18 protein-coding genes are annotated in these 20,145 nt (G+C 51.7%); 5 read left to right on the forward strand and 13 right to left on the reverse strand.

The window, feature by feature from the left end; genetic code table 11:
- Positions 1-73: 73 nt before the first annotated feature.
- The 4 genes from GZH47_RS09830 to GZH47_RS09845 form a co-directional block, all read right to left on the reverse strand.
- The gene (locus GZH47_RS09830) at positions 74-1,060 is read right to left on the reverse strand and encodes a HAMP domain-containing sensor histidine kinase (RefSeq protein WP_162639932.1); all 987 of its coding nucleotides are present in this window, start codon (positions 1,058-1,060) and stop codon (positions 74-76) included.
- Between the two features lie 71 nt (positions 1,061-1,131).
- On the reverse strand, positions 1,132-1,845 hold the full coding sequence (locus tag GZH47_RS09835; RefSeq protein WP_162639933.1) for a response regulator transcription factor: 714 nt from the start codon (positions 1,843-1,845) through the stop codon (positions 1,132-1,134).
- Positions 1,846-1,934: 89 nt separating this feature from the next.
- Positions 1,935-2,249 (reverse strand): MarR family winged helix-turn-helix transcriptional regulator, encoded by a 315-nt coding sequence (locus GZH47_RS09840; protein WP_162639934.1) that lies wholly within the window; start codon positions 2,247-2,249, stop codon positions 1,935-1,937.
- A gap of 80 nt (positions 2,250-2,329) precedes the next feature.
- Positions 2,330-2,584: a TIR domain-containing protein gene (locus GZH47_RS09845; RefSeq protein ID WP_225446424.1), complete on the reverse strand. Its 255-nt coding sequence runs from the start codon at positions 2,582-2,584 to the stop codon at positions 2,330-2,332.
- A gap of 314 nt (positions 2,585-2,898) precedes the next feature.
- Between GZH47_RS09845 and GZH47_RS09850 the strand changes: the two genes are divergently transcribed.
- From GZH47_RS09850 to GZH47_RS09865, 4 genes are read left to right on the forward strand one after another with little or no spacing between them, the layout of a single operon-like run.
- Positions 2,899-4,233, forward strand: coding sequence for a spore germination protein (locus tag GZH47_RS09850; RefSeq protein WP_162639936.1), 1,335 nt, complete (start codon positions 2,899-2,901; stop codon positions 4,231-4,233).
- Between the two features lie 2 nt (positions 4,234-4,235).
- Positions 4,236-5,345: a hypothetical protein gene (locus GZH47_RS09855; RefSeq protein ID WP_162639937.1), complete on the forward strand. Its 1,110-nt coding sequence runs from the start codon at positions 4,236-4,238 to the stop codon at positions 5,343-5,345.
- On the forward strand, positions 5,336-6,430 hold the full coding sequence (locus GZH47_RS09860) for a Ger(x)C family spore germination protein (protein WP_162639938.1): 1,095 nt from the start codon (positions 5,336-5,338) through the stop codon (positions 6,428-6,430). Before GZH47_RS09855 ends, GZH47_RS09860 begins: the two co-directional genes overlap by 10 nt.
- Positions 6,431-6,476: 46 nt before the next feature.
- The gene (locus GZH47_RS09865; protein ID WP_162639939.1) at positions 6,477-7,043 is read left to right on the forward strand and encodes a DUF421 domain-containing protein; all 567 of its coding nucleotides are present in this window, start codon (positions 6,477-6,479) and stop codon (positions 7,041-7,043) included.
- 447 nt (positions 7,044-7,490) lie between these two features.
- Here GZH47_RS09865 and lgt read toward each other — a convergent pair whose 3' ends face one another.
- From lgt to GZH47_RS09890, 5 genes are all read right to left on the reverse strand, one after another.
- Positions 7,491-8,423 (reverse strand): prolipoprotein diacylglyceryl transferase, encoded by a 933-nt coding sequence (lgt, locus tag GZH47_RS09870; RefSeq protein WP_162639940.1) that lies wholly within the window; start codon positions 8,421-8,423, stop codon positions 7,491-7,493.
- A gap of 179 nt (positions 8,424-8,602) precedes the next feature.
- Positions 8,603-8,851, reverse strand: coding sequence for a hypothetical protein (locus tag GZH47_RS09875; RefSeq protein ID WP_162639941.1), 249 nt, complete (start codon positions 8,849-8,851; stop codon positions 8,603-8,605).
- Positions 8,852-9,520: 669 nt separating this feature from the next.
- Positions 9,521-10,807, reverse strand: coding sequence for a UDP-N-acetylmuramate--L-alanine ligase (gene murC, locus GZH47_RS09880; RefSeq protein WP_162639942.1), 1,287 nt, complete (start codon positions 10,805-10,807; stop codon positions 9,521-9,523).
- An 876-nt stretch (positions 10,808-11,683) separates the two neighbouring features.
- Positions 11,684-12,145: a MarR family winged helix-turn-helix transcriptional regulator gene (locus tag GZH47_RS09885; protein WP_162639943.1), complete on the reverse strand. Its 462-nt coding sequence runs from the start codon at positions 12,143-12,145 to the stop codon at positions 11,684-11,686.
- 69 nt (positions 12,146-12,214) lie between these two features.
- Positions 12,215-12,424, reverse strand: a complete 210-nt coding sequence (locus tag GZH47_RS09890; protein ID WP_162639944.1) for a hypothetical protein — start codon at positions 12,422-12,424, stop codon at positions 12,215-12,217.
- 89 nt (positions 12,425-12,513) lie between these two features.
- Here GZH47_RS09890 and GZH47_RS09895 point away from each other — a divergent pair, with 89 nt between their 5' ends.
- Complete coding sequence (locus tag GZH47_RS09895) at positions 12,514-13,137, forward strand: MBL fold metallo-hydrolase (protein WP_318653421.1); 624 nt, start codon at positions 12,514-12,516, stop codon at positions 13,135-13,137.
- 241 nt (positions 13,138-13,378) lie between these two features.
- Here the strand turns inward: GZH47_RS09895 and GZH47_RS09900 are convergent, their stop codons facing one another.
- From GZH47_RS09900 to GZH47_RS09915, 4 genes are all read right to left on the reverse strand, one after another.
- Complete coding sequence (locus GZH47_RS09900) at positions 13,379-14,473, reverse strand: serine hydrolase domain-containing protein (RefSeq protein ID WP_162639946.1); 1,095 nt, start codon at positions 14,471-14,473, stop codon at positions 13,379-13,381.
- Between the two features lie 172 nt (positions 14,474-14,645).
- Positions 14,646-15,959, reverse strand: a complete 1,314-nt coding sequence (locus GZH47_RS09905; protein WP_162639947.1) for an alpha-L-fucosidase — start codon at positions 15,957-15,959, stop codon at positions 14,646-14,648.
- Between the two features lie 33 nt (positions 15,960-15,992).
- The gene (locus GZH47_RS09910) at positions 15,993-16,865 is read right to left on the reverse strand and encodes a sugar phosphate isomerase/epimerase family protein (protein ID WP_162639948.1); all 873 of its coding nucleotides are present in this window, start codon (positions 16,863-16,865) and stop codon (positions 15,993-15,995) included.
- Positions 16,866-16,899: 34 nt separating this feature from the next.
- On the reverse strand, positions 16,900-20,046 hold the full coding sequence (locus GZH47_RS09915; RefSeq protein ID WP_162639949.1) for an alpha-mannosidase: 3,147 nt from the start codon (positions 20,044-20,046) through the stop codon (positions 16,900-16,902).
- Positions 20,047-20,145 lie beyond the last annotated feature (99 nt).

Raw genomic sequence — 20,145 nt, forward strand, 5'->3', positions numbered from 1 at the left:
GTTTACTTGCTTCTTCGGTATTCACTATACCGAAAGGCACTTAAGGAAGAATAACGTAATGCTTACAAAAGAATTAACTTAATCCGTGTCTGTTCAGAGGAACCGTAAACCAAAATCGGCTTCCTTCACCAATTCGGCTGTCTACGCCGACTTTCCCGCCATGACGCTCAACGATTGATTGAACGATCGCAAGGCCGAGTCCTGCACCGCCGCCTTCCCTGCCTCGCGACGGGTCTGAACGATAAAATCGATCAAACACGCGTTTCAAATCATTCTCATCAATGCCTGGTCCTTCATCCCGTAACGAAAGCTCCACGAAATCACCGGTTGATGGTCTGGCCTCAAACAGAATCGTCGAAGCGACTGGCGCGTACTGAATGGCGTTTTGAAGCAAATTGCCAAGCGCCCGTTTGATTTCGAATTCATCGATCCATATACTTCCGATGTCGTCAGGCACTCGTACTTCGACCTCAAGACCTGTCTCCCTCAACAGCATATAATGGCTATGCAAAACTTCCACGAATAGGCTATCCACCGCAACGGTGTGCTGATGAAGTTCAATTGCTCCAGCATGAAGCCGAGACAGCTGAAACAAGTCCTCGATCAACCCATTCAATTTACGCGTTTCGAGACGGATGGTCTGCAGATAGCGATTGAATGTCTCCTGGTCTTGAATGACATCATCCTGCAATGCCTCTACGAACGATTGAATGGATGCCATCGGGGTACGCAGGTCATGTGACACGTTCGCAACGAGCTCTGATCGAGCTTCTTCGGAAACGCGCAGCTTTTCGAACATGTCGCGCAGCCTGCCGGACATTTGATTAAATTGATCGGCTAATTGTTGAAACTCCTGCGGTCCGATTTGCGGCACGTCGATATTGAAATCACCACTGGCGACGCGCTCCGTACCGGTCGCCAATACTCGAAGCCATTGGGCCAGCGGCCGTGTCAGAAGAAAGTGTACAACGAACGAAATGGCAGCCGCCCCAATTGTGATGCAGGTTATAATTCGATATTCGTTCCAAGATAACAGCATGTAACGATAGATGACAAACACGCTAACGAGTATGATCGTTATGCTGATCCCGTTTAGGAGCAATAAATAAGTCCGAAATCGCAGTTTCGGTTTCACTTCGATTCACGCCCTTCGAATTTGTAGCCAATGCCCCAAACCGTTTTAATAAAGGTCGGCTCGGAAGGATTAGCTTCGATCTTTTCCCGAAGGCGCCGTATATGAACGGTTACCGTGGTCATATCCCCATAATAATCGACATCCCACACCTTGTTCAGCAGTTGGCTGCGCGAGAACGCTTGTTCTGGATGCGTGGCGAGTAACGTAAGCAGCTCGAACTCTTTCACGGTTAAATCAATCTTAACCCCATCCGTTTCCACGGTTCTGCTGGGCAAATGAATAATGAGTCCCGGAAATGAAATCGTTTCTTTCTCCATTTGGGCTTCGTTCATAGTGGACTTATTGGTATGCAGCCTGCGAAGAATGGACTTGACCCTAAGCACCAATTCCCTGGGGCTGAAAGGTTTCGTTATATAATCGTCCGCCCCCATTGTAAGCCCAATGATGCGATCGTTCTCCTCGCCTCGTGCGGTAAGCAGAATAATGGGTACATCATGCTTGTTGCGAATGTCCTCGCACACTTGGAAGCCGTTTGCTTTCGGCATCATCACGTCAAGAATCAGGAGATCGGGCGACGATTGCGCCCAGATTCGAAGTGCTTCTTCGCCGTCACCCGCTGTGATTACTTCATATCCCTCTCGCTCCAGATATCGGGTACAAACGTCTCTGATATTGGATTCGTCATCTGCAATCAATATTTTGATGGACAAAATCAAGCCCTCCGTCGTCGCTAATGAATAGCTGTCTTGATGTGATTATAACGTATCCGGTTAGACGGAAAGATTACAAAACCATTAATTCATTCTGTTGACGACAGCTTAAATCGGTCTGTTTCATCGATGATTTGGTTTTGCAAAGTTTGAAGTGTTTGTTTAAATGATAGCACTTCATTCTCCGAAAGCCCGATGCATGCAGACTTGTTCACCTTGTCCGGAATAGGCTGCAGTTCCTGGATCAGCTCTCTTCCTTCCTGTGTTAAATAGATTCGAAAAGAGCGGCGGTCAGACGGATGTTTATGACGCTTAATCGCATTCCGTTGTTCCAGGCTATCGATAATGCGCGTAATTGTAGTCTTATCTTTGTCGGCCGAATATCCGAGCTCTTTCTGCGACATGCCATCTTGTTCTTACCAAAAAGAAAACGCCTGCTTCCGGATATCCTATCCGAATGCAAGCGTTCTTCATCAGAGCTCGGTTATTGCAAGAGATCGCGAAAAGCGGCAACTAACTCATCCTTGTTCCACTGTACGAAACGATCCGCATATCTTCTAACGACAGGTGAAATTTGCAGTGTTTGATCCTTGTGGACGACAATTAACGGCTTATCGCCTTCCTTCTTGCAAGCCATGATTTCTTTGCTGATCCAATCGTTATAGTGCGGATACACGCCGCCGAGCAATAGAAGTGCATCGCATGTCTCCATTTTTTCTCGAATGAGCTCGTACCTCATATTCCCTTGATAGCCCAGCGATCGGACTGGATGTGCTTGAACCGTATGAAATACAAGGTTTAATTACATCCATTATTTTCTCAATCGTAATGTGCACCTTTCATCGTCCACTCAATGTACAAGAAAATGACAAAAAGGAGCCTATTGTGACAGGCTCCTCCGGGAAGATACTATTCTTTGACACTCATTATACAAAATCACTTTCATATTGTCTACAAGAACAGATCTTTCCCTTATGGATAAATAAGCTCTTGCATGTACTTGGCGGTAAACGGGCATCTTAATAAGAAATGGAAAATCAAGGAGGTGCAAAAATGCTCGAATCCATTCGTGAACAGTTGAATCATCCTTCTGACTTATATGGCGAGACTCTCAATAACGACTTGATTACGATGGAACTTTGCTATTTTCCATCCTTATGCGATCAGCAACTGATTAAAGACGGACTGCTAGTCCCTTTCACTTATCGGTTCGACCCTGTGGAATTTGAACGGATGATCAATTCTAACCCCGCCTTCAGCAAGGCGGATCAACCCGAGTTGTGGACAGAGCTATTGCTTAAGGGCACACTCCTCTTCAAGATTCATGACCAGGTCTACCGTTATGGGGTTCAGAAAAAATGGCAAGATAAGCCGGACACCAATCAGATAGAAGCCTCGCTCCAAGGTCCGCAATCCGCGCTGACCGAGGATTTGGATATGAATATTAGTCTATGCCGGCTCCGTTACAATGAGCCCACGCTATGCGTAGAACAGCATATTATCGGTCAGGCATCCAAAACTAGAATTACCGTACTCTACGATAAAAACCTTGTGAACTCGAACGTACTGCGGCTCCTGTATAGTCGCCTGCCACATGTAACGCTCAAAATACTTCGCGCTGCTGGACAGCTCTCGCAGGAACTATCTGAACGGAAACATCGGCTGTTTCCCACCATACTGCAAACCGAAAGACCCGATAGGATCGCGACAATGATTGAACGAGGCAAAATCGCCCTTCTAATGGACGGCAGTCGTTTCGCGCTTATATTGCCTGTTAGACTGTTCGACTTCATGCATGCGATGGACGATGATTACGATGTGTATTGGATGAGTAAATTCCTGATCCTCTTGCGTTATTTCGCCATGTGCCTGTCCGTGACGCTGCCGTCGCTCTACATCGCTTTCGTTTCCTATAACCCCGAGGTACTCCGCGTTCAATTGACACTGTCGATTGCTGGCAGCAGAGTGGTTGTGCCTTATCCATCTTTCATTGAGGTATTCGTCATGATGTTCATGATCGAAGCGTTATACGAAGCAAGTTTGCGCCTGCCTCGCTACATCGGTTCTACGGCGACAACCGTCGGAGGGCTAATTCTGGGCCAAGCCATACAGCAAGCAGGATTGGTCAGCTCTATCATGATTATCGTTACCTCCGCCGTAGCCATCTCGAACTTTGTTATCCCAAACAACGGTTTCGGAAATTCCATCCGATTCATCAAATATATTTTTGTATTCATTTCCATATTCTACGGCCTGATTGGAGTCGTTATCTGTTTCGTCGCGCTTATTATTTATTGGTGCAATCTCCGCAGCTTCGGACAGCCTTACTTGGCACTATTCATACCAAAGAATGAAGCCGCCGCTCACCATCACAGAGAGGAACGATAATCATGAACAGGTATAATTTCTACCACGTGCTCTATGTAGGCATGATTAATATTATGCTGTTCGTGCCTACTTTACTCATTAATGATCGTTTTAACGGAGCGATTTCCAGTATGCTACTTGCCATTTGTTACGGCATAACACAGACCCTTATTACGATGAAGTGTTTCGAACGATTTGCCGGACTTGGCTTTCCGGAGCTTTGCGATCGTTATCTGCCAAGATGGATAACCGTGATGAACAACTTTATTGCCGGCGTGCTGTTATGGTATCCAGCCGGTGTGATCGTGATCTACTCGTATTCAGAAACGATTCGGATGTTCTTTTACCCGGACATGAATCCGTATATAAACTTGCTCCTTATGGCGTCTGCTGCTGTTTGGGGCTGTTCACGCTCTACGCGCACCGTTCAGTTTTCTCTCGAGATTATCGTCATACTATGTTCTCCATTACTCATTATGTTCTTGGTGAAGGCGATCTTGAATGATAAATTGCGACTGGACTCCATCCTTTACGTTGCAGGTTATGTAGATCGTCCGCCATCCATAATGGCTTTTATCGCGGCGACTTTTCTATTTAGCGGTACGATGAATTTAGTCGTTTTCAACCGCTTGTATACAAAGGGATTTAAATTCCGGTACAAGTGGATGATACCGCTTTTCGGTATCTTTTTTCTAATCGTAACCTTCTTCATTCCGATCGGGTTCCATGGGTCGGTCGGCGTACAAGATTATGTTTATCTCTGGAGCATGACAGCCGACTCCATGCAAATGGAATACGGTTTTATTAACCGGGTGCTTTACGTGTTCTTGTTGCTGTTCTCCGGTTTATCGCTCGTTTTCGTAATCAATGCATGGCATACGTCAATATTGTTTATTCGACAATCCGTGAACCGGTTCAATCAGGCTGACGAACACCCTTCCGCTCGCATAAATATTTTGCTGGCGGTTGTCGCTGCTGCCTTAACGTTTCTTTACATGAGGTTTGTTGATACGGAACGCAATCAGTTGTTTTCCGAAATATGGCTCGTCTCAAGATTTATTGCCGAGATCCTTATCATGATCTCGATGCTCTATTTTGCCTGGAGAAGCAGAAAGGAGCAACCATGCGCGTAAAAGTTCTTTTCAAAAAGATTGTAGTACTCTTTATTTGTGCCACTTTACCCGGGTGCGGTTTTAAGGACATCGACAAACGCTTCTTCGTTGTGGCCATGGGGATCGATTGGACCGGAAAGAAAGATCATCCTTATCTGATCACACTCCGCTTGGCGATTCCTACTTCTAAAATCGGAGAAGGCCTTGCTGAGAGCCAAATCGAGCAAACCGAAGCAAAGAGCATTGCCGAAGCCGTAAGAATTTTAAAATCTCATGTCGACAAGGAAATCGATTTTGGACAGTGCAAAATGTTTGTTTTTGGCGATTCCCTGGTCAAACAATCACTTGAGGAACCTTTAAACTGGCTTAACAGACGGCGAGACATTCAGCTTATCTCCTATATGGCACTTGCGAAACCGAACGCGAACACACTGCTTAAGGCAAAGCCGGCTTCTGAACGATTGGCGGGGAATTCGTTCTTCCTTACGTTTGGCAAAGAAGGTACCGTATCCCCCTATACAGTTACCGAACAATTGTTTGATAGTTTCCGCCGATTTTCCGAGAAAGGGCTTGATCCCTATTTCCCTGTTGTTTTTTTCGACGGCGACTCCTATGTCGTCCAACGATTATCTCTTCTGGACAAGAAGAATGAGAAGCTCGTATTGAACCCGAGAGAAACCAAACTCTATAATTTGACAGCCAATGCTTTTGCTAAATCAGGAATTCCAATCGATTACAAAGGCAAACGGCTCGCTTTCTATGTTTCACGAGCTTCAACGAATGTGTCGATCACAAAAGGAGCCGTGCCAACCGTTCATTTAAAACTCAAGATTTCCGGTCTCGTAGAGCAGAGTCCAGTAACATTAACCCCTCAGTCCCTCAAAGAAGTACAACTTCTTCTGCAGGAGAATGTTAATCGAACTGGGGAACAGTTGTTGATTAAAATCCGGGACGCAAACATTGATCCATATGGGTTTGGATTGCATTATTTGGCGCAATACTTCGGGGATGATAAGGATTGGAGTTATTGGAAGAAGATATATCCTGACGTCAAATTCGTCGTGACCACGAGAATTAAGATCGAGAGCACTGGACTGATTCGATGATCTTTTGCTGGATCAGCCAACTAAGAAAAAGGAGCGTGCCGCAAGCATGGATTGGATCTGGAAATCGATTGTGCTTGTCCTCGTCGGAATCGTGTTGTTGCGAATCGCCGGCAGAAAGTCCATCTCGCAAATGACCGTCGCCACGACCGTTATTATGATCTCTATCGGAACAACGATCGTACAGCCGATCGCCGACCAACACATGTCCAAAGCAACGGGATCGGCCGCAGTCTTCATCGTCGTACTGCTCATCGTGGAAGTACTCGAATACAAGTTTAACTGGATAGAGGGCTTACTTACAGGCAGAGCCGTACTTGTCATCCAGGATGGTCAAATTCAACCTGAAAAATTAAGATCGATTCGAATGACAGTTGATCAATTAGAGGCTTTATTGCGACAGCAAGGCATCACTCGGTTTGAAGACGTGAAAAGTGCCACCATCGGACAAAACGGACAAATCGGCTACGAACTAACGCCGCAAGCGAGACCGGTGACGCTAGGTGATTTGGAACGTCTCCTCGGCATTCGGCTACCTCAGAATCCCTCGAACTCCATCTTTGACGAAGTTCGAAATGGTGGCCATTCTTCGGCAATCGATCCGAAACTGCATTAGAATGCCGTTGAGTGTACCAGGAACTTAAGTCTTGGATGACGGCATGCAATCACTGAATATTCGATGCATCAGTTTCCGAAAGTCCAATATGATGATGGCCACGCTGTTGGCCTGCAGCATTGCCGCGCCGACCGCTTAGAAGATAAGAGCCGCCAACAAGACGTTGAATGTTAGTGCCATTCCGCATGCAAAGAACTGATCAAGAAAACCATTAATCCCGAGGCATACATCCATTTGCGTCCTAGCATATCCGCAAGTCTGCCAAACGGAATAACCAGTGATGCTAGGATAAAGGTAAACCAGCCTGATCCATATCCATTCCACCTTCGCCATGGAGACATGGGGCTGAGAGACAAGCGAAGGAAGGGCGAGTAAACGAGAGGGCTGGAGTATGGTCGCTTCCTCCTTCGTCCAACAAGGATTACGCTACAAAGCTCGAACAAGCATTTATTTGGCATGGTGTTGGTCAGTCAATTTCACAGATTGCCGTAGTCTCGGTATGATGGGGTCCGAATATTCGGAAACTCTCAAGCGAGTTCTACGGTAGATAATCAATAATAAAGCGGCAGCGATGATTGTAATAGCAAGTAATTGCGATACGCGAATATTCTTACCTGCCTCCATCGTTCCCCATCCAAAGAAATTCATTGGGGTCCAGAGGTTTTTGAGAAAAGCCGCCAACCAACCGGGACCTGCGAATGCCAAGCTATCCGTACGTACTCCTTCAACAAAGAAACGACCCAGCGAGTACCACATTAAATAGCCCATAAACAACTCACCTGACCTCAATCTAGGTGCTCGGCGGATGATGATTAACAGAATGAGTCCGGTAAAGCTCCACAATGACTCATACAGGAACGTCGGATGATAATAGACCCCTTGTATATGCATTTGATTAACGATCCAATCAGGCAAATGAAGCGTATCTCGAAGAAAGCGCTCCGTTACAGGGCCTCCATGAGCTTCCTGATTCATGAAATTCCCCCAACGGCCGATCATTTGCCCCGTTATGAGCCCAGGCGCACAAATATCCGCGATTCGCCAGAAGTTGTACTCTTTACGTCTCGTATAGATGACTGCAGCGATGATCGCGCCAATCAAAGCGCCATAGATAGCGATACCGCCATGCCAGATCGCAATCATTTCCAGAGGGTGATCTTGATACGAATGCCACTCAAACGCGACATAATACATTCTTGCACCAACCAGAGCGGATGGGATTCCAATTAAGACGAGATCCATAAAGAAATCCGTTGGTAGGTTAAACCGTTTTCCTTCTCTAATTGCAAGCCATAATCCCAGCATGGCTCCGCAGCCAATAATAATGCCATACCAATGAACGGAAAGGGCTCCAATTGAAAAAGCGATCGGATTCAACAATCTTTATCTCTCCTCTCATTTTTCCTTTTGCCGTTCCTAAGTATAACAAATTATTTGAGGGATATCCCCTTAGAAAATCAGAGTAAATATACCCGCAAATTTAGCAATCTCCTCTTCGCAGTCGAAAGAACTTATCAGAACTTGTATATTTAAATCGGTCAGGGAAAGCAGTAATCCACTTAATCTGAAGCTTCAGGATAATAATATCTTGCATACGACCATCCGCTCCCTTCAGGATATTCGATCGTATCGTAGCCTTTAAGGCAGATTTGGAAATCAGTCACCGTTTTTGCGCCTGAGAACAGTCTGAAATTTGTTGTGTGATTTTTTTCCTCTCTACGTACGGTTTTAGCAATCATTGCAGCAGTCTGACCGAAAACATGCTCAATCCCGAAATGCCTTACTTTTAAATCTTTTACATATCTCATAAAGAGCGTCTCCCGTTGTCAGCCGTATTTCTAGGATATTGACTAGGCATAATACCAAGCTCTTTGCACTTTGTATCAAATTGCTTATGAATATACTTTACTGAATGTGTCGCCTTGTCGCGTATCAAATCCCTTAATTCTGGGCTTTATTACAGCTTCGTCACTCAGATCTTGTTCATACTTAATCTCGAAGAATAATTCATCGCCATCTGCTGCCCGGCTCACAGCATCCATCTTAACAAGCGGACGGACATCATAAACCTAGGCATCCACGCCGCCGCTTGCGGCCTACTATCCGCAGCTGTCCTCGGATCGCGATTGCCGTAAACAGGACATTACGCTCGAGCATCTGCACACGATGTCCGCCGGCTTCGACTGGACGGAGTTAGGCGGACAGCATTCATTCCTGCGCATGGGAAGCTTGATCCTGCCTTATCGGGACCCCTCATTCTCTTCCGGCAGCTCCGCGAGGACAGTCCCAACAGCAACAAGCATCGGTCACCTGACCGATGCTTGTTGGAATTTCTAGACGCTTGCGACAAGACCAACGCGAACGCTTCTGAGCTTGCGAGCCGTACGCTTATGCTTGTCGGCTTTGCGGGCAAGCGGGATTCTTATGAATTCAGCCCGGCGCTATTCAACTCGGCCGCACACATTTTGCATACTGGTTCAAATCAGCTGCTCCTGATACTTCTGAATATCCCCGGCTCCCATGAAGATCAGGATCGCGTCGCTATAGGCGGACATGTCAGCTGCAAAAGTGTCGGTTACTAGATGGGCATTCGGAATGCGCGCCTCTAAATCGTGGATCGAGACGCTTCCGGCCGCTTCTCTTGCCGACCCGAATATCGGACAGAGGTAGACCTCGTCGGCGCCAGTCAATGAGTCTGCGAAATCATCGATCAGCTTCTCCAACCTGCTGTAGGTGTGCGGCTGAAATACGGCAACGATTTGCCGTTCCGGGTATTTGCTTCTTGCCGCTTCCAGCGTCGCTTTAATTTCGGACGGATGGTGCGCGTAGTCATCAATGATGATATTGCTCCCCCATGGCTTTTCCGAGAATCTGCGTTTAACGCCCGAGAAGGTCGCCAATTGGGATCTTACGGCAGCCAAATCACGATCTAGCAGCAGGGCAACTCCGATTACTGCCAGCGCGTTCAGTACATTATGTTTACCGAAAGACGGGATGCTGAACCGCTCGATCTGCAAATCCCCGTAATGAACGTCGAAGAACGTAGCATTGCGCTCTACGGTAATATTCGAAGCTCTCAACTTATTATTCTCGTTAAATCCATAAAACAGCGTATTCGTGCCGGTTTGCAGCAATCGCACTTGCGGGTCGTCACCGCAGGCCACGAGCGATCCGGACGTTAACGCGGCCATTTCCTCGAATGCATGTCTAACGTCATCGATATCCTTGAAGTAATCCGGATGGTCAAAATCGATATTCGTAACGACGGCGATATTCGGCCGATACGCTAAGAAATGACGCTTGTATTCGCAGCTTTCAAAGATAAATTGCGTCGCCCGCGGCTCCCCCTTACCCGTTCCATCCCCGATGAGACTGCAAGGCGGATTGTCGGTTTGGAACGCATGGACCAGCATGCCGGTCGTCGTCGTTTTTCCGTGGGCGCCGGTTACGGCAATGCTGGTATAGCCTTGGATCAGCTCGCCAAGGAAGCGGTGATAACGCTGTACCTCGAGCCCCAGCTGCCTGCATTTGAGAACGGACGGATGCTGCTCATCGAATGCATTGGAGACAATGACCGTCATGTCCGGGGATAACGGCGCTTCGCCGAACGGGTACAGCGGAATATTCCGCGCTTCAAGCGCCTGCTGCGTAAAAAGAACCGCTTCCATGTCTTCGCCCTGCACCTCATGATTTAAATCGAAAAGGACCTGCGCCAATGCGCTCATGCCGCTGCCTTTAATGCCAATAAAATGAAAAGAGCCCATATAGACCTCCTAAATAAGTTAAGTTGAGTAAGTAAGTAGAGTCGAGTTGGTTAAGTAAGTTGAATTTAGTTGAGTCGAGTTAAATTGGCAGGAAGTCGGGAGTTGTACGACTTCTCCCTGCCTTGTATTACAAGACCGAGACAGGCTGAGACAAAGACTGAGGCCTGGACCAAGACCAAGACAAGGCTGAGACCTAGACCAAGGCTGGGACCAAGACCGAAGCTGGGACCAAGACCAAGGCTGACCGGACCAATGCGTCGCGCAAACTGCGTCTAAGTCGCAAGTTATCGACGCTAACGAACTCAGTCAACGCAATTTGGACTTATTCCCTGCCTATTGCTGCGTAACGAACCCCAGCGACGCTATTGGGCCGAAAAAACGCTGTATGAGGCCATTTTCACCGGAATAAGATAAGTACGATTCGTTAACCATTATAAAGCGTTTATTTCATCCAAATAAGGTGCGTGCGATTCGTTAGGACTTACGCCGCCTTCATAAATAAACAAACCAAGCGTTCCAGGAAACGCCGGGTTTGTAGTAAAGCGGCTTCTCATGGCGTCGGGGCTTCGATGTGGTGCCTGGTGGCTTTGTTCTCAGCTTGTCCTAAGCATTGTTCACGCAGGTTCATGGGTTCGGTTCATAGGTTCGGTTCATGGGTTCGGTTCTTGCCCTCGGCTCATGTTTTCGGTTCAAGCCCTCGGTTCATGGGTTTGTTTCATAGGTTTGTTTCATAGGTTTGTTTCATGCCCCCGGTTCATGGCTTCCGGTACTTGACCTCGGTTGAGGCCATCGGTTCTTGCCCCGGTCCACGGGTTCAGTTCTTGCCTTCGGTTACTGGTACCCGTTCACCGTTCATGCTCCGGATTTCGGCCCCGGTTACTGTTCTTCCAACAGCGAGCTCGTCTTCTCCAGCTCCACGGACAGCAGCGCCGCGGCCGCTTGGCCCAGCAGTTCCTCGTATTTCGCCTTGAATTGTTTCGAGGCGGCTCGGATTTGCGGTTCCAGGACAAGCCCCTTCTCCGTCGGATACACTAGCACCGTCTTCCCCTGTACCTTACGTTCCACGAGCTTCTTCGTTTCCAATTTATCGATAAACCGCGTTAGCGTCGAAGGCGTAATGTAGAGCTTCTCCGCGAGCAGCTTCTGAGTGATTCCCGGCGTGCCGTTCACGATCCGGATCAAATAGCCGTACATCGGCGACAGGCCGGTTTGAGCGAATTCTTCTTCGGCCATTTTCGTAACGGCCCGGCTTAGCCGGTTCGCATTGAAGAACAGGCACATGCGGAGGAACGAGTCATCGGCCTGATCGGCGGGTACGTCGTTGATCGGGTTATTCATCCTGAAGCCTCCTTGAGATGAGTGTTCGGTGTACATACAACTTATGTATAGCCTAACCACGTAGAGATGTCAAACGGATGCCGTGTCTTGCGTGTCTTCTTCTTGCGGCGTGTCTTGCGTGTCTTGCGTGTCTTGCGTGTCTTGCGTGTCTTGCGTGTCTTGCGTGTCTTGCGTGTCTTGCACGGCTTGCGTGTCTTGTGCAGCTTGCAGCGGTATCCGACCGAAGGCGCTTGCTTTTCCGACTGGAGAAGAGGAATAATAAGATCGTATGCAATTCATTCTTTCTATAGGCGGTGTTTGTATTGGCTCAAACGAGAACAGGTATTCAACCGATTCGACTAAGTATGGATTTGCGAGGCAATACGTTCGTGATTCATCCTACTCTGCTGTGGGACGACCAGGACGTTATTCTCGTGGACACCGGCCTCCCCGGACAAGTGGAGGTGCTCCGCGCCGCGTTCCAAGAGGCAGCGATTCCCTGGGAGAAGCTGACGAAAATAATCATTACCCATCAAGATATGGATCATATCGGCGGCTTGCCGGAAATCGTGCAGGAATTCGGTGATCGGGTGCAAGTCCTCGCTCATGAAGTCGCCGTGCCGTACCTGGCAGGAGAAGTGCCCCTCGTCAAGAGCAAAGCGCTTGCCACGCCGGTGAAAGTCGACGTCGTCCTGCAGGATGGCGACGTGCTCCCGTTCGCTGGCGGCCTTCAAGTCGTATTCACGCCGGGCCATACGCCGGATCACATTTCCCTGTACCATATTCCGAGCAAAACGCTGATTTCCGGCGATGCGCTGACGGCGGATAACGGCGTGCTCCACTCGTTCAATCCGGCTTTCACGCCGGACAAAGAAACGGCGATCCAATCCATCACGAAATTTCAAGCGCTCGAGCTCGAATCCGCCATCGTCTACCATGGCGGCGTATGCACGGAGAACCTGCAAGATCGCCTGCAAGTGATCGTGACGGCCTCTCCTACAGTGACAGAATAATCGAATCATTCATCACTTCGACCGTACTTATATGAGCCATCCATAGACCCGGCTAACCGAAACGGGCGGCTTTCCTTTGCTGTTGCCAGCATTGGAAAGCCGCCCGTTTGGCTGTCACTGTCACTGTCACTGTCACTGTCACTGTCACTGTCACTGTTCACTGTCACTGTCACTGTCACTGTCACTGTCACTGTCACTGTCACTGTCACTGTCACTGTCACTGTCACTGTCTCTGTCTAACTTAATTCATTCGAAGTCCGAGTTCCTTCTTCAACTCCCGAATGCTATCAAACCCTGCGCTTGCGCCGGAATAGAGGTTGTTCACGAAGCCGACTGCCAGCCGCTGATCCGGATCTGCGAAACCGACGGAACCGCCATATCCGCCATGGCCGAATACGGTTGCGCGTCCGCCCATGATGGATCCCGGCGAGCCAAGCTGGTAGCCCAGCGCTCTGAATTGCGGCTCCTGATGCAGAAGATCCTGCAGCTCCGTCGCCAGCCGCACGCGGGACTGCGGCAGCAGGCGAATGCCGTCCGCGCCGTCCGGCAGCAGGGACGCGTAATGTTTGGCAATCCCTTTCGCCGTCATGATGCCGTTGCTCGCGGGAACGCAGGCTCGTCTCGCTTCGGGGCGGTTCATCCAGTCCGAGAGCGGACAGATCCACGCCGGTATAGGCTGCAGTCCGGTCGCCGGGAACATCGCCGGGTCGAATTCCGGCTCCTCCAGAAAAGCCACGCGCGCGTCGGCTTCCTCAGGAATCCCCACGTACAGTTCACCCCCGATGCCCAGCGGATCGCAGATATCCTCTTTCAACATGCGCGCAAAAGACCTGCCGTCCAAACGCCGGGCGATCTCCCCGATGATCCAGCCGAATGTAATGGCATGGTATTCCATGCGCGTTCCCGGCGTCCATTGCGGAACGAGCTTGGCCACTTCATCGCGCATCCGGCTCCAATCGAGCACCTCGGCAGGTCCCGCCGCTTCCGGCATATGCGGAATGCCGGTCGTATGGGACAGCGCGTGACGGATCGTCGCATCCGCTTTGCCGTTCGCGCCGAACTCCGGCCACAGCTCGCTGATCCGCATATCGTAGTCGATGCCCAGCCGTTCGACCGCAAGATGGAGCACCGTCGAGGCGATGCCTTTGGTCGTCGAGAAGACGGGGAACAGCGTCGATGCGTCTACCGCTCTGCCGCTCCGGTTATCCGCGATTCCCGCCCATGCGTCAACGACCAGCTCGCCTTCGTAATACGCCGCGAGCTGAACGCCCCGCTCTCGTCCCTCGCCCACCATCCGTTCGAGAAACGCTTGCATATGCTGCTGAATCTCTTTCATTCGGATACAATCTCCTTCGCACAAGGATTCGTGTATGATGACTCGTTCATCATACCACCGCGCCTTCATCGTCGACACACCAATCTTGCGACATGGCAAAAAGCCGGCCAGATCATGATATGATCCGACCGGCCCGTTCAATAATGCCTGTTAGCTCGTATGAAACTTTCCGTTACGATGCGCTCGCCGTATCCCCCGCATAATGAACCGACAGCTCGCGAAGTACGGGCTCGCGGTCGCCGCTGTGCGCGGTCACTTCCACGATAACGCCCGCGGCTTGAACCGCCGGAATGCGGATAATCGCCTTATGGCCGATATTTCTGCCTTCGTAGACGGCAACGATCCGGTGAGACTTGGCCGATATAACCGAGACCGTGAATGCATGCACGTGCTCGCCGTCCGTCAAATCCTCCTGGAGGATGATATGATCGATCAAATGCGAAGCCTTCGCGTCATACCGCCACGTACGCCCTTCCTGCTTGCAGGCCTCCAGCGTCGCGATCGGCTGCCCGAAGCGGCGGCGAATCTCGTTCCCGGTTGCCGTGAGATGCGCCGTATCCTTGGCAGGCAGCAGCCCTTCGCGGTTCGGGCCGATATTGAGCAGCAGATTGGTGCCGCGGCCGACGGATAGATAATAGAGTCCCATCAGCTCGTCGACGCTCTTGACCAAGTGCTCGTCTTCGTCGCTGTAGAACCAGGTGCTGCCGTTCTTCCGCATTTGCACGTCGCATTCCGCAGGGAGCCACAGCCGGTCTCCGAGCTGTTCCTTCTCCTCGGTGAAGATCGAGAAATCGGTGGCATCGGCCACGTTCCAGCAAGGAATCGGCGCGATGCCGTCCTCGTTGCCGATCCAGCGGAAATCCGGATCGCCCATATTGAAGATCAGGATATTCGGCTGCAGCCGGCGAATCGTGCCGATGATCCGGTTCCAGTCGTACGTATGGTTCTCGGAGCCGCAGCCGTCGAACCAGAGAATGTCGATGTCGCCGTAATCGCCGAGCAGCTCCGTAATTTGATTCACGAAATAATCGTCGTACGCCTGGGCGTCCTGCGAGTAGAAATCGGCCGAACCGTCATAAGGCGAGTAATAGAGTCCCGCCTTCATGCCGTACTTGCGACAGGCGTCGACGTATTCGCGTACGACGTCGCCTTTGCCGTCCTTCCACGGCGAATGCTCGACCGTGAAGCGGCTGTACTTGGACGGCCAGTTGGAGAAGCCGTCGTGATGCTTCGCCGTCAGAACCGCATATTCCATCCCTGCTTCCTTGGCCGTGCGAATCCACTGCTCGCAATCGAGCCGGGACGGATTGAAATCGGCGGGCGTCATGGGGCGCTCGTCGAAATCGGCATACCCCTCATAGAATGTTCGCAATCCGAAATGCAGAAACAAGCCAAATTCCCAATCCTGATAAGCCAGCTGCTTAGCCGTAGGTACGATGCGCGTTTTTGCCCCTTCAGCGGCCTGTACGTCCTTGTCCGTTTGCATCCTTTGCCCGCCTTCCCGGTTATACGGATTTGGTTATGCTTCCTGCCAGAGCGCGCGGAGATTGTCCATCGCGATCCGCGACGCCGACTTGCACTCTTCCATGCCTTCGAATTCGACCGTAATGTTCCCGTCGTAGCCGTAGCCCTTGATCAGCTTGATGATGCGGCGGAGCGGAATCTCGCCGTGGCCGACGATGGCGCCGCGAAGATAGTTGCCGTTGCTGGTGCGGAACCAGTCGCCGCCGCCCGGATTCTCGTCGAACGAACGGAAATAGAAATCTTTGAAATGAACCAGGGAAGCGTAAGGCAGGTTCTTCATCACGCCGATGACCGGATTCTCGTCCACGCACATGAAGTTGCCGACGTCGAGCGTCGTCTTGAAATTCGGACGGTCCACCGCCTGCAGCACGCGCTGCACCCGGTCGCTCGCCTGCACGCTGAAGCCGTGATTCTCGATCGTCGTCGTAATGCCGTACTGCGCCGCGTAATCGGCAATGATCCGGCTGCCCTTGACGATGAGCGGCAGGCTCTCCTCGAACCAGGCGATCGTCATTTGCTCCTTCTCGATCGTAAACGCCGTCACGTCATGGCGCATATGCTTCATGCCAAGCCTGTGAACGAGATCGACATGCTCCTTCATGCGAGCCATCTCCGCTTCGAACGATGCCTCGTCCGGCTGCACGAAATTCGCCGGCATGGAGTAGTTGGAGAGCTCGATGCCCGCTTCCTTCGCCTTCTCGCGCACGGCATCGGCCAATTCCGGATTGTCGACGAGCGTAAAGCCGTACGGCACGATTTCCATATGCTCGCCGCCATTCTCCGCAATCCAAGTAATGGCATCCAACACGGTCATTTCTCCGGATTTGAGCGCCCCTAACAAGCTATATGTGCTTAAACCGATTTTCATCGCGAATACCGCCTTTTCTTCTGGAATGATGGGATTATGACAAGTGGATCGATTTGATTTCAAACGGCTTGAACGCGAGCGTTACTGTGCCATCCGCTCCGACGCTGCAGGCTTCCAGTTCGTCTTCCAGCAAATTGACCACGGTCGCCTGCTTCACGGATGGAGGCAGTTGGAATACGATCCGGTCTCGGCTGCCGGTCGATTCATAGAAACGAAGAACGATGCCTTCGCCGCGTTCCGCGGGCTTGACGGTATCCAGCACGACCGTGCGGCTGTCCAATCGCAGGAGGGTATTCGTCGCCGGCAGCTGCTCCTTGCCTTCCCCGCTTCCAGCCGGCACCCGAAGAGCGACAGCCGGTTGGTTCAATTCCGCCGCCCGGCGAACGACCTCGGCATGCCGCCAATCCTGCTCGTGCGGAAGCAGCGAATACGTGAATTCATGCTCGCCTTGATCCGCTGTCGCATCCGGCCACTTCGGCGCGCGCAGCAGGGAAAGGCGAAGAACGCCGTCCTTGATGTCATAGCCGTATTTGCAGTCGTTCATGAGGCTGACCCCATAGCTGCCTTCCGAAATATCCGCCCAGCGATGCCCGCACACTTCATACTGCGCTTGCTCCCAGCTCGTATTCCGGTGGGTCGGACGCTCCAGGGCGCCGAACGGGATTTCATACGCCGCTTTGGTGGATACGATGTCGATCGGGAACGCCACCTTCAACAATTTATGGCTTTCCCGCCAATCCACGCGAGTTTTGAAATCCACCCGTTTCTGATGCGGATAGAGAATCATATCCTGCGTAATGCTCGATTCGCCAAGACGCCACTCGAAACGGATAATATCGGCGGCATCGCCGGACGAGATGACCCGTTTCCCGATCAATTCGGCCTTGCTTGCCGGCTGCTGTTCGTACTTGGGATCGATATCCCAAGCATCCCAGTACGTCGGCTTGTCATGGAAGAACTGCAGCTCGTTCGCTTTGGCGCCCGGCAGAAGAAGCTCGCGCTGCGCCGCCTTGTCCAGCCAGCGGACGATTTCGCCGCGGTCATTGAATTCCAGCCGGTAATGCACCGTCTCCCACGCATCCAGATCAGCCGTGTCCGCTGCTGCAGCTCTCTTCGGCGCGGCCTCGCCAACCGGCTTCCTCAGCCAGATCGTCTTGTAGCCGAAGGCAGGAATCGCCGGAACCGTCACGAGCAAGCCGCCTTGCGTCAGCCCGGCTTTATCCGCGGACGCATCGTCCGCCAGCCAGTCGCTTGGCAGCCGGATGCCCGCTTCGTCATAAGCGCAGACCGCCGCCAGCTCCGCTCCTCCCGAAACGAGGATCGTTTCGTCCCGCTCCCAGCCGAGACTGTTGAAGACGACATAAGGCGTGCCCTCGCCAGCCGCATTAATCCCTCCGGCCAGCGCAAGCAGCGCATGATCCAGCTCCCTGCCGCCGAGGGTGAATACGTCCTCGTATTCCGCAGCCGACGTCTGGTACGTCTCCGTAATGGCCGTACCCGGAATGATGTCATGAAACTGATTGAGCAGCATCAGCTTCCAGCCTTCGTTCATGGCTTCGGCATTCACGGCCGCGCCCGTATAAGCACGGGCGAGCGAGCCCCAAATTTCCGCTTCGCGATACAGCACTTCCGCCTTCCGGTTGCTGCGCTTGTTCCGCCCATGCGTCGTCAAGGTGCCGCGGTGCAGCTCCAGATACAGATCGCCATGCCATTCCGGCAATGTCTGCGCGACTTTGCCGACTTCGTCGAAGAAGGCGCCAGCCGTGCTGAAGCTGCCGGCAGGGAGGCCCGGCATCAGCTCGCTGCGCTGCGCGAACTCGATCATGTCGCGCGTCACGCCGCCGCCGCCGTCGCCGTGCCCGTACAGCAGCATCAGCTCGTTCAGCTTGTCCTTCTGCCGGTAAGCCTGCCACGAAGTATTCACGTTCTTCGGCCGCGTGTTCTCGTTCAGCGCGTAGCTGAGGTAGGAGACGATCGGCGTGCCGTCGATGCCGACCCAGCGGAACAATTCATGCGGGAATTTGTTCGTATCGTTCCAATTCAGCTTGGTCGTCATGAAGTAATCGACGCCGGCCAGCTTCAGAATCTGCGGCAGCGAGGCGCAATAGCCGAACGTATCGGGCAGCCATTCGATCGCCGAGCCTTTCCCGAATTCGTCTCTGTAGAACTGCTGGCCGTGGAGGATTTGGCGGACGAGCGACTCGCCGCTCGGAATGTTCAAATCCGGTTCCACCCACATGCCGCCGACGAGCTCCCAACGGCCATCGGCGACCGCCTGCTTGATTTTCGCATACAGCGCGGGATCATGTTCCTTCACGAAGGCGTACAAGAGCGGCTGGCTTTGGGAATAGTTGAAGTCCGGATATTCCTCCATCAGCGACGTCATCGTGGAGAAGGTGCGGCTTACTTTGCGAACCGTCTCGCGCACGGGCCATAACCAGGCGATATCGATATGCGATTGGCCGACCAAGTGCATCTTTCCTTGCGTTGGAGCAGTCGGGAATAGGGATACGATCCGATCCGCGAGACGGCGCTCGATATCCGTCGCCTGCACGCCATCCAGCCATTCTTCTTCGGTCAAGCGTTCGCAAGCCTGCATCGCTTCATACAAGACGTCGAGCTGACGACCGCGGTTGCTGTCCTGCTCGGGCAGCAGCTGTATCGTTTCATAGACGGCCTGCACGCTGTAAAGCAATTGCTGCACCGGTTTATTGAAACGGACAAGCTTCACGTCCAGCTTCGTCACGGGCGGGTTGACCGGCGCTTGATTGTTCAGCGGATCGACCGGCTCCGGAATCGGATCGAACAGTTCGAATTCCAGCAGCGGATCGAGTCCAGCTCCTTCCAAATATAATGGCACGACGTTATGATTACGGTCGACGCCCTGATAGGACGCTCCGTTTACGCGAAGCAGGCCCTCTCCGCCGCCGTTGACGGTCAGGCCGGCCGTACCCGGTTCCCAATGCTGCGGGATCGAAATCTGCTTGGTCAGGAAGTATGTAATCCCATACTCGCCATCGAGCTGAATATCCGTTTGCGTGCTTCCCTCGCCGCCGGGAAGCGTGTCGTATTCCCCCGGCAACCCATAGCGGGTCTTCCTAATATGCCAGTCCCGCAGAGGCTGCGTCTCCGCCCATTGGCGCTCCGACAACGTACGAATAAATCGATGAATCCGATTCATGTGTTACCTCTCTTCCCACACAGTCCATGCTGCGCCGATTCCTTCTTCCGAATTGCTGCCGATCGTGACAATATTATCGCTTGGAACGGCTCCGCTTCC

It is taken from the genome of Paenibacillus rhizovicinus, from assembly GCF_010365285.1.
Lineage (GTDB): Bacteria > Bacillota > Bacilli > Paenibacillales > Paenibacillaceae > Paenibacillus_Z > Paenibacillus_Z rhizovicinus.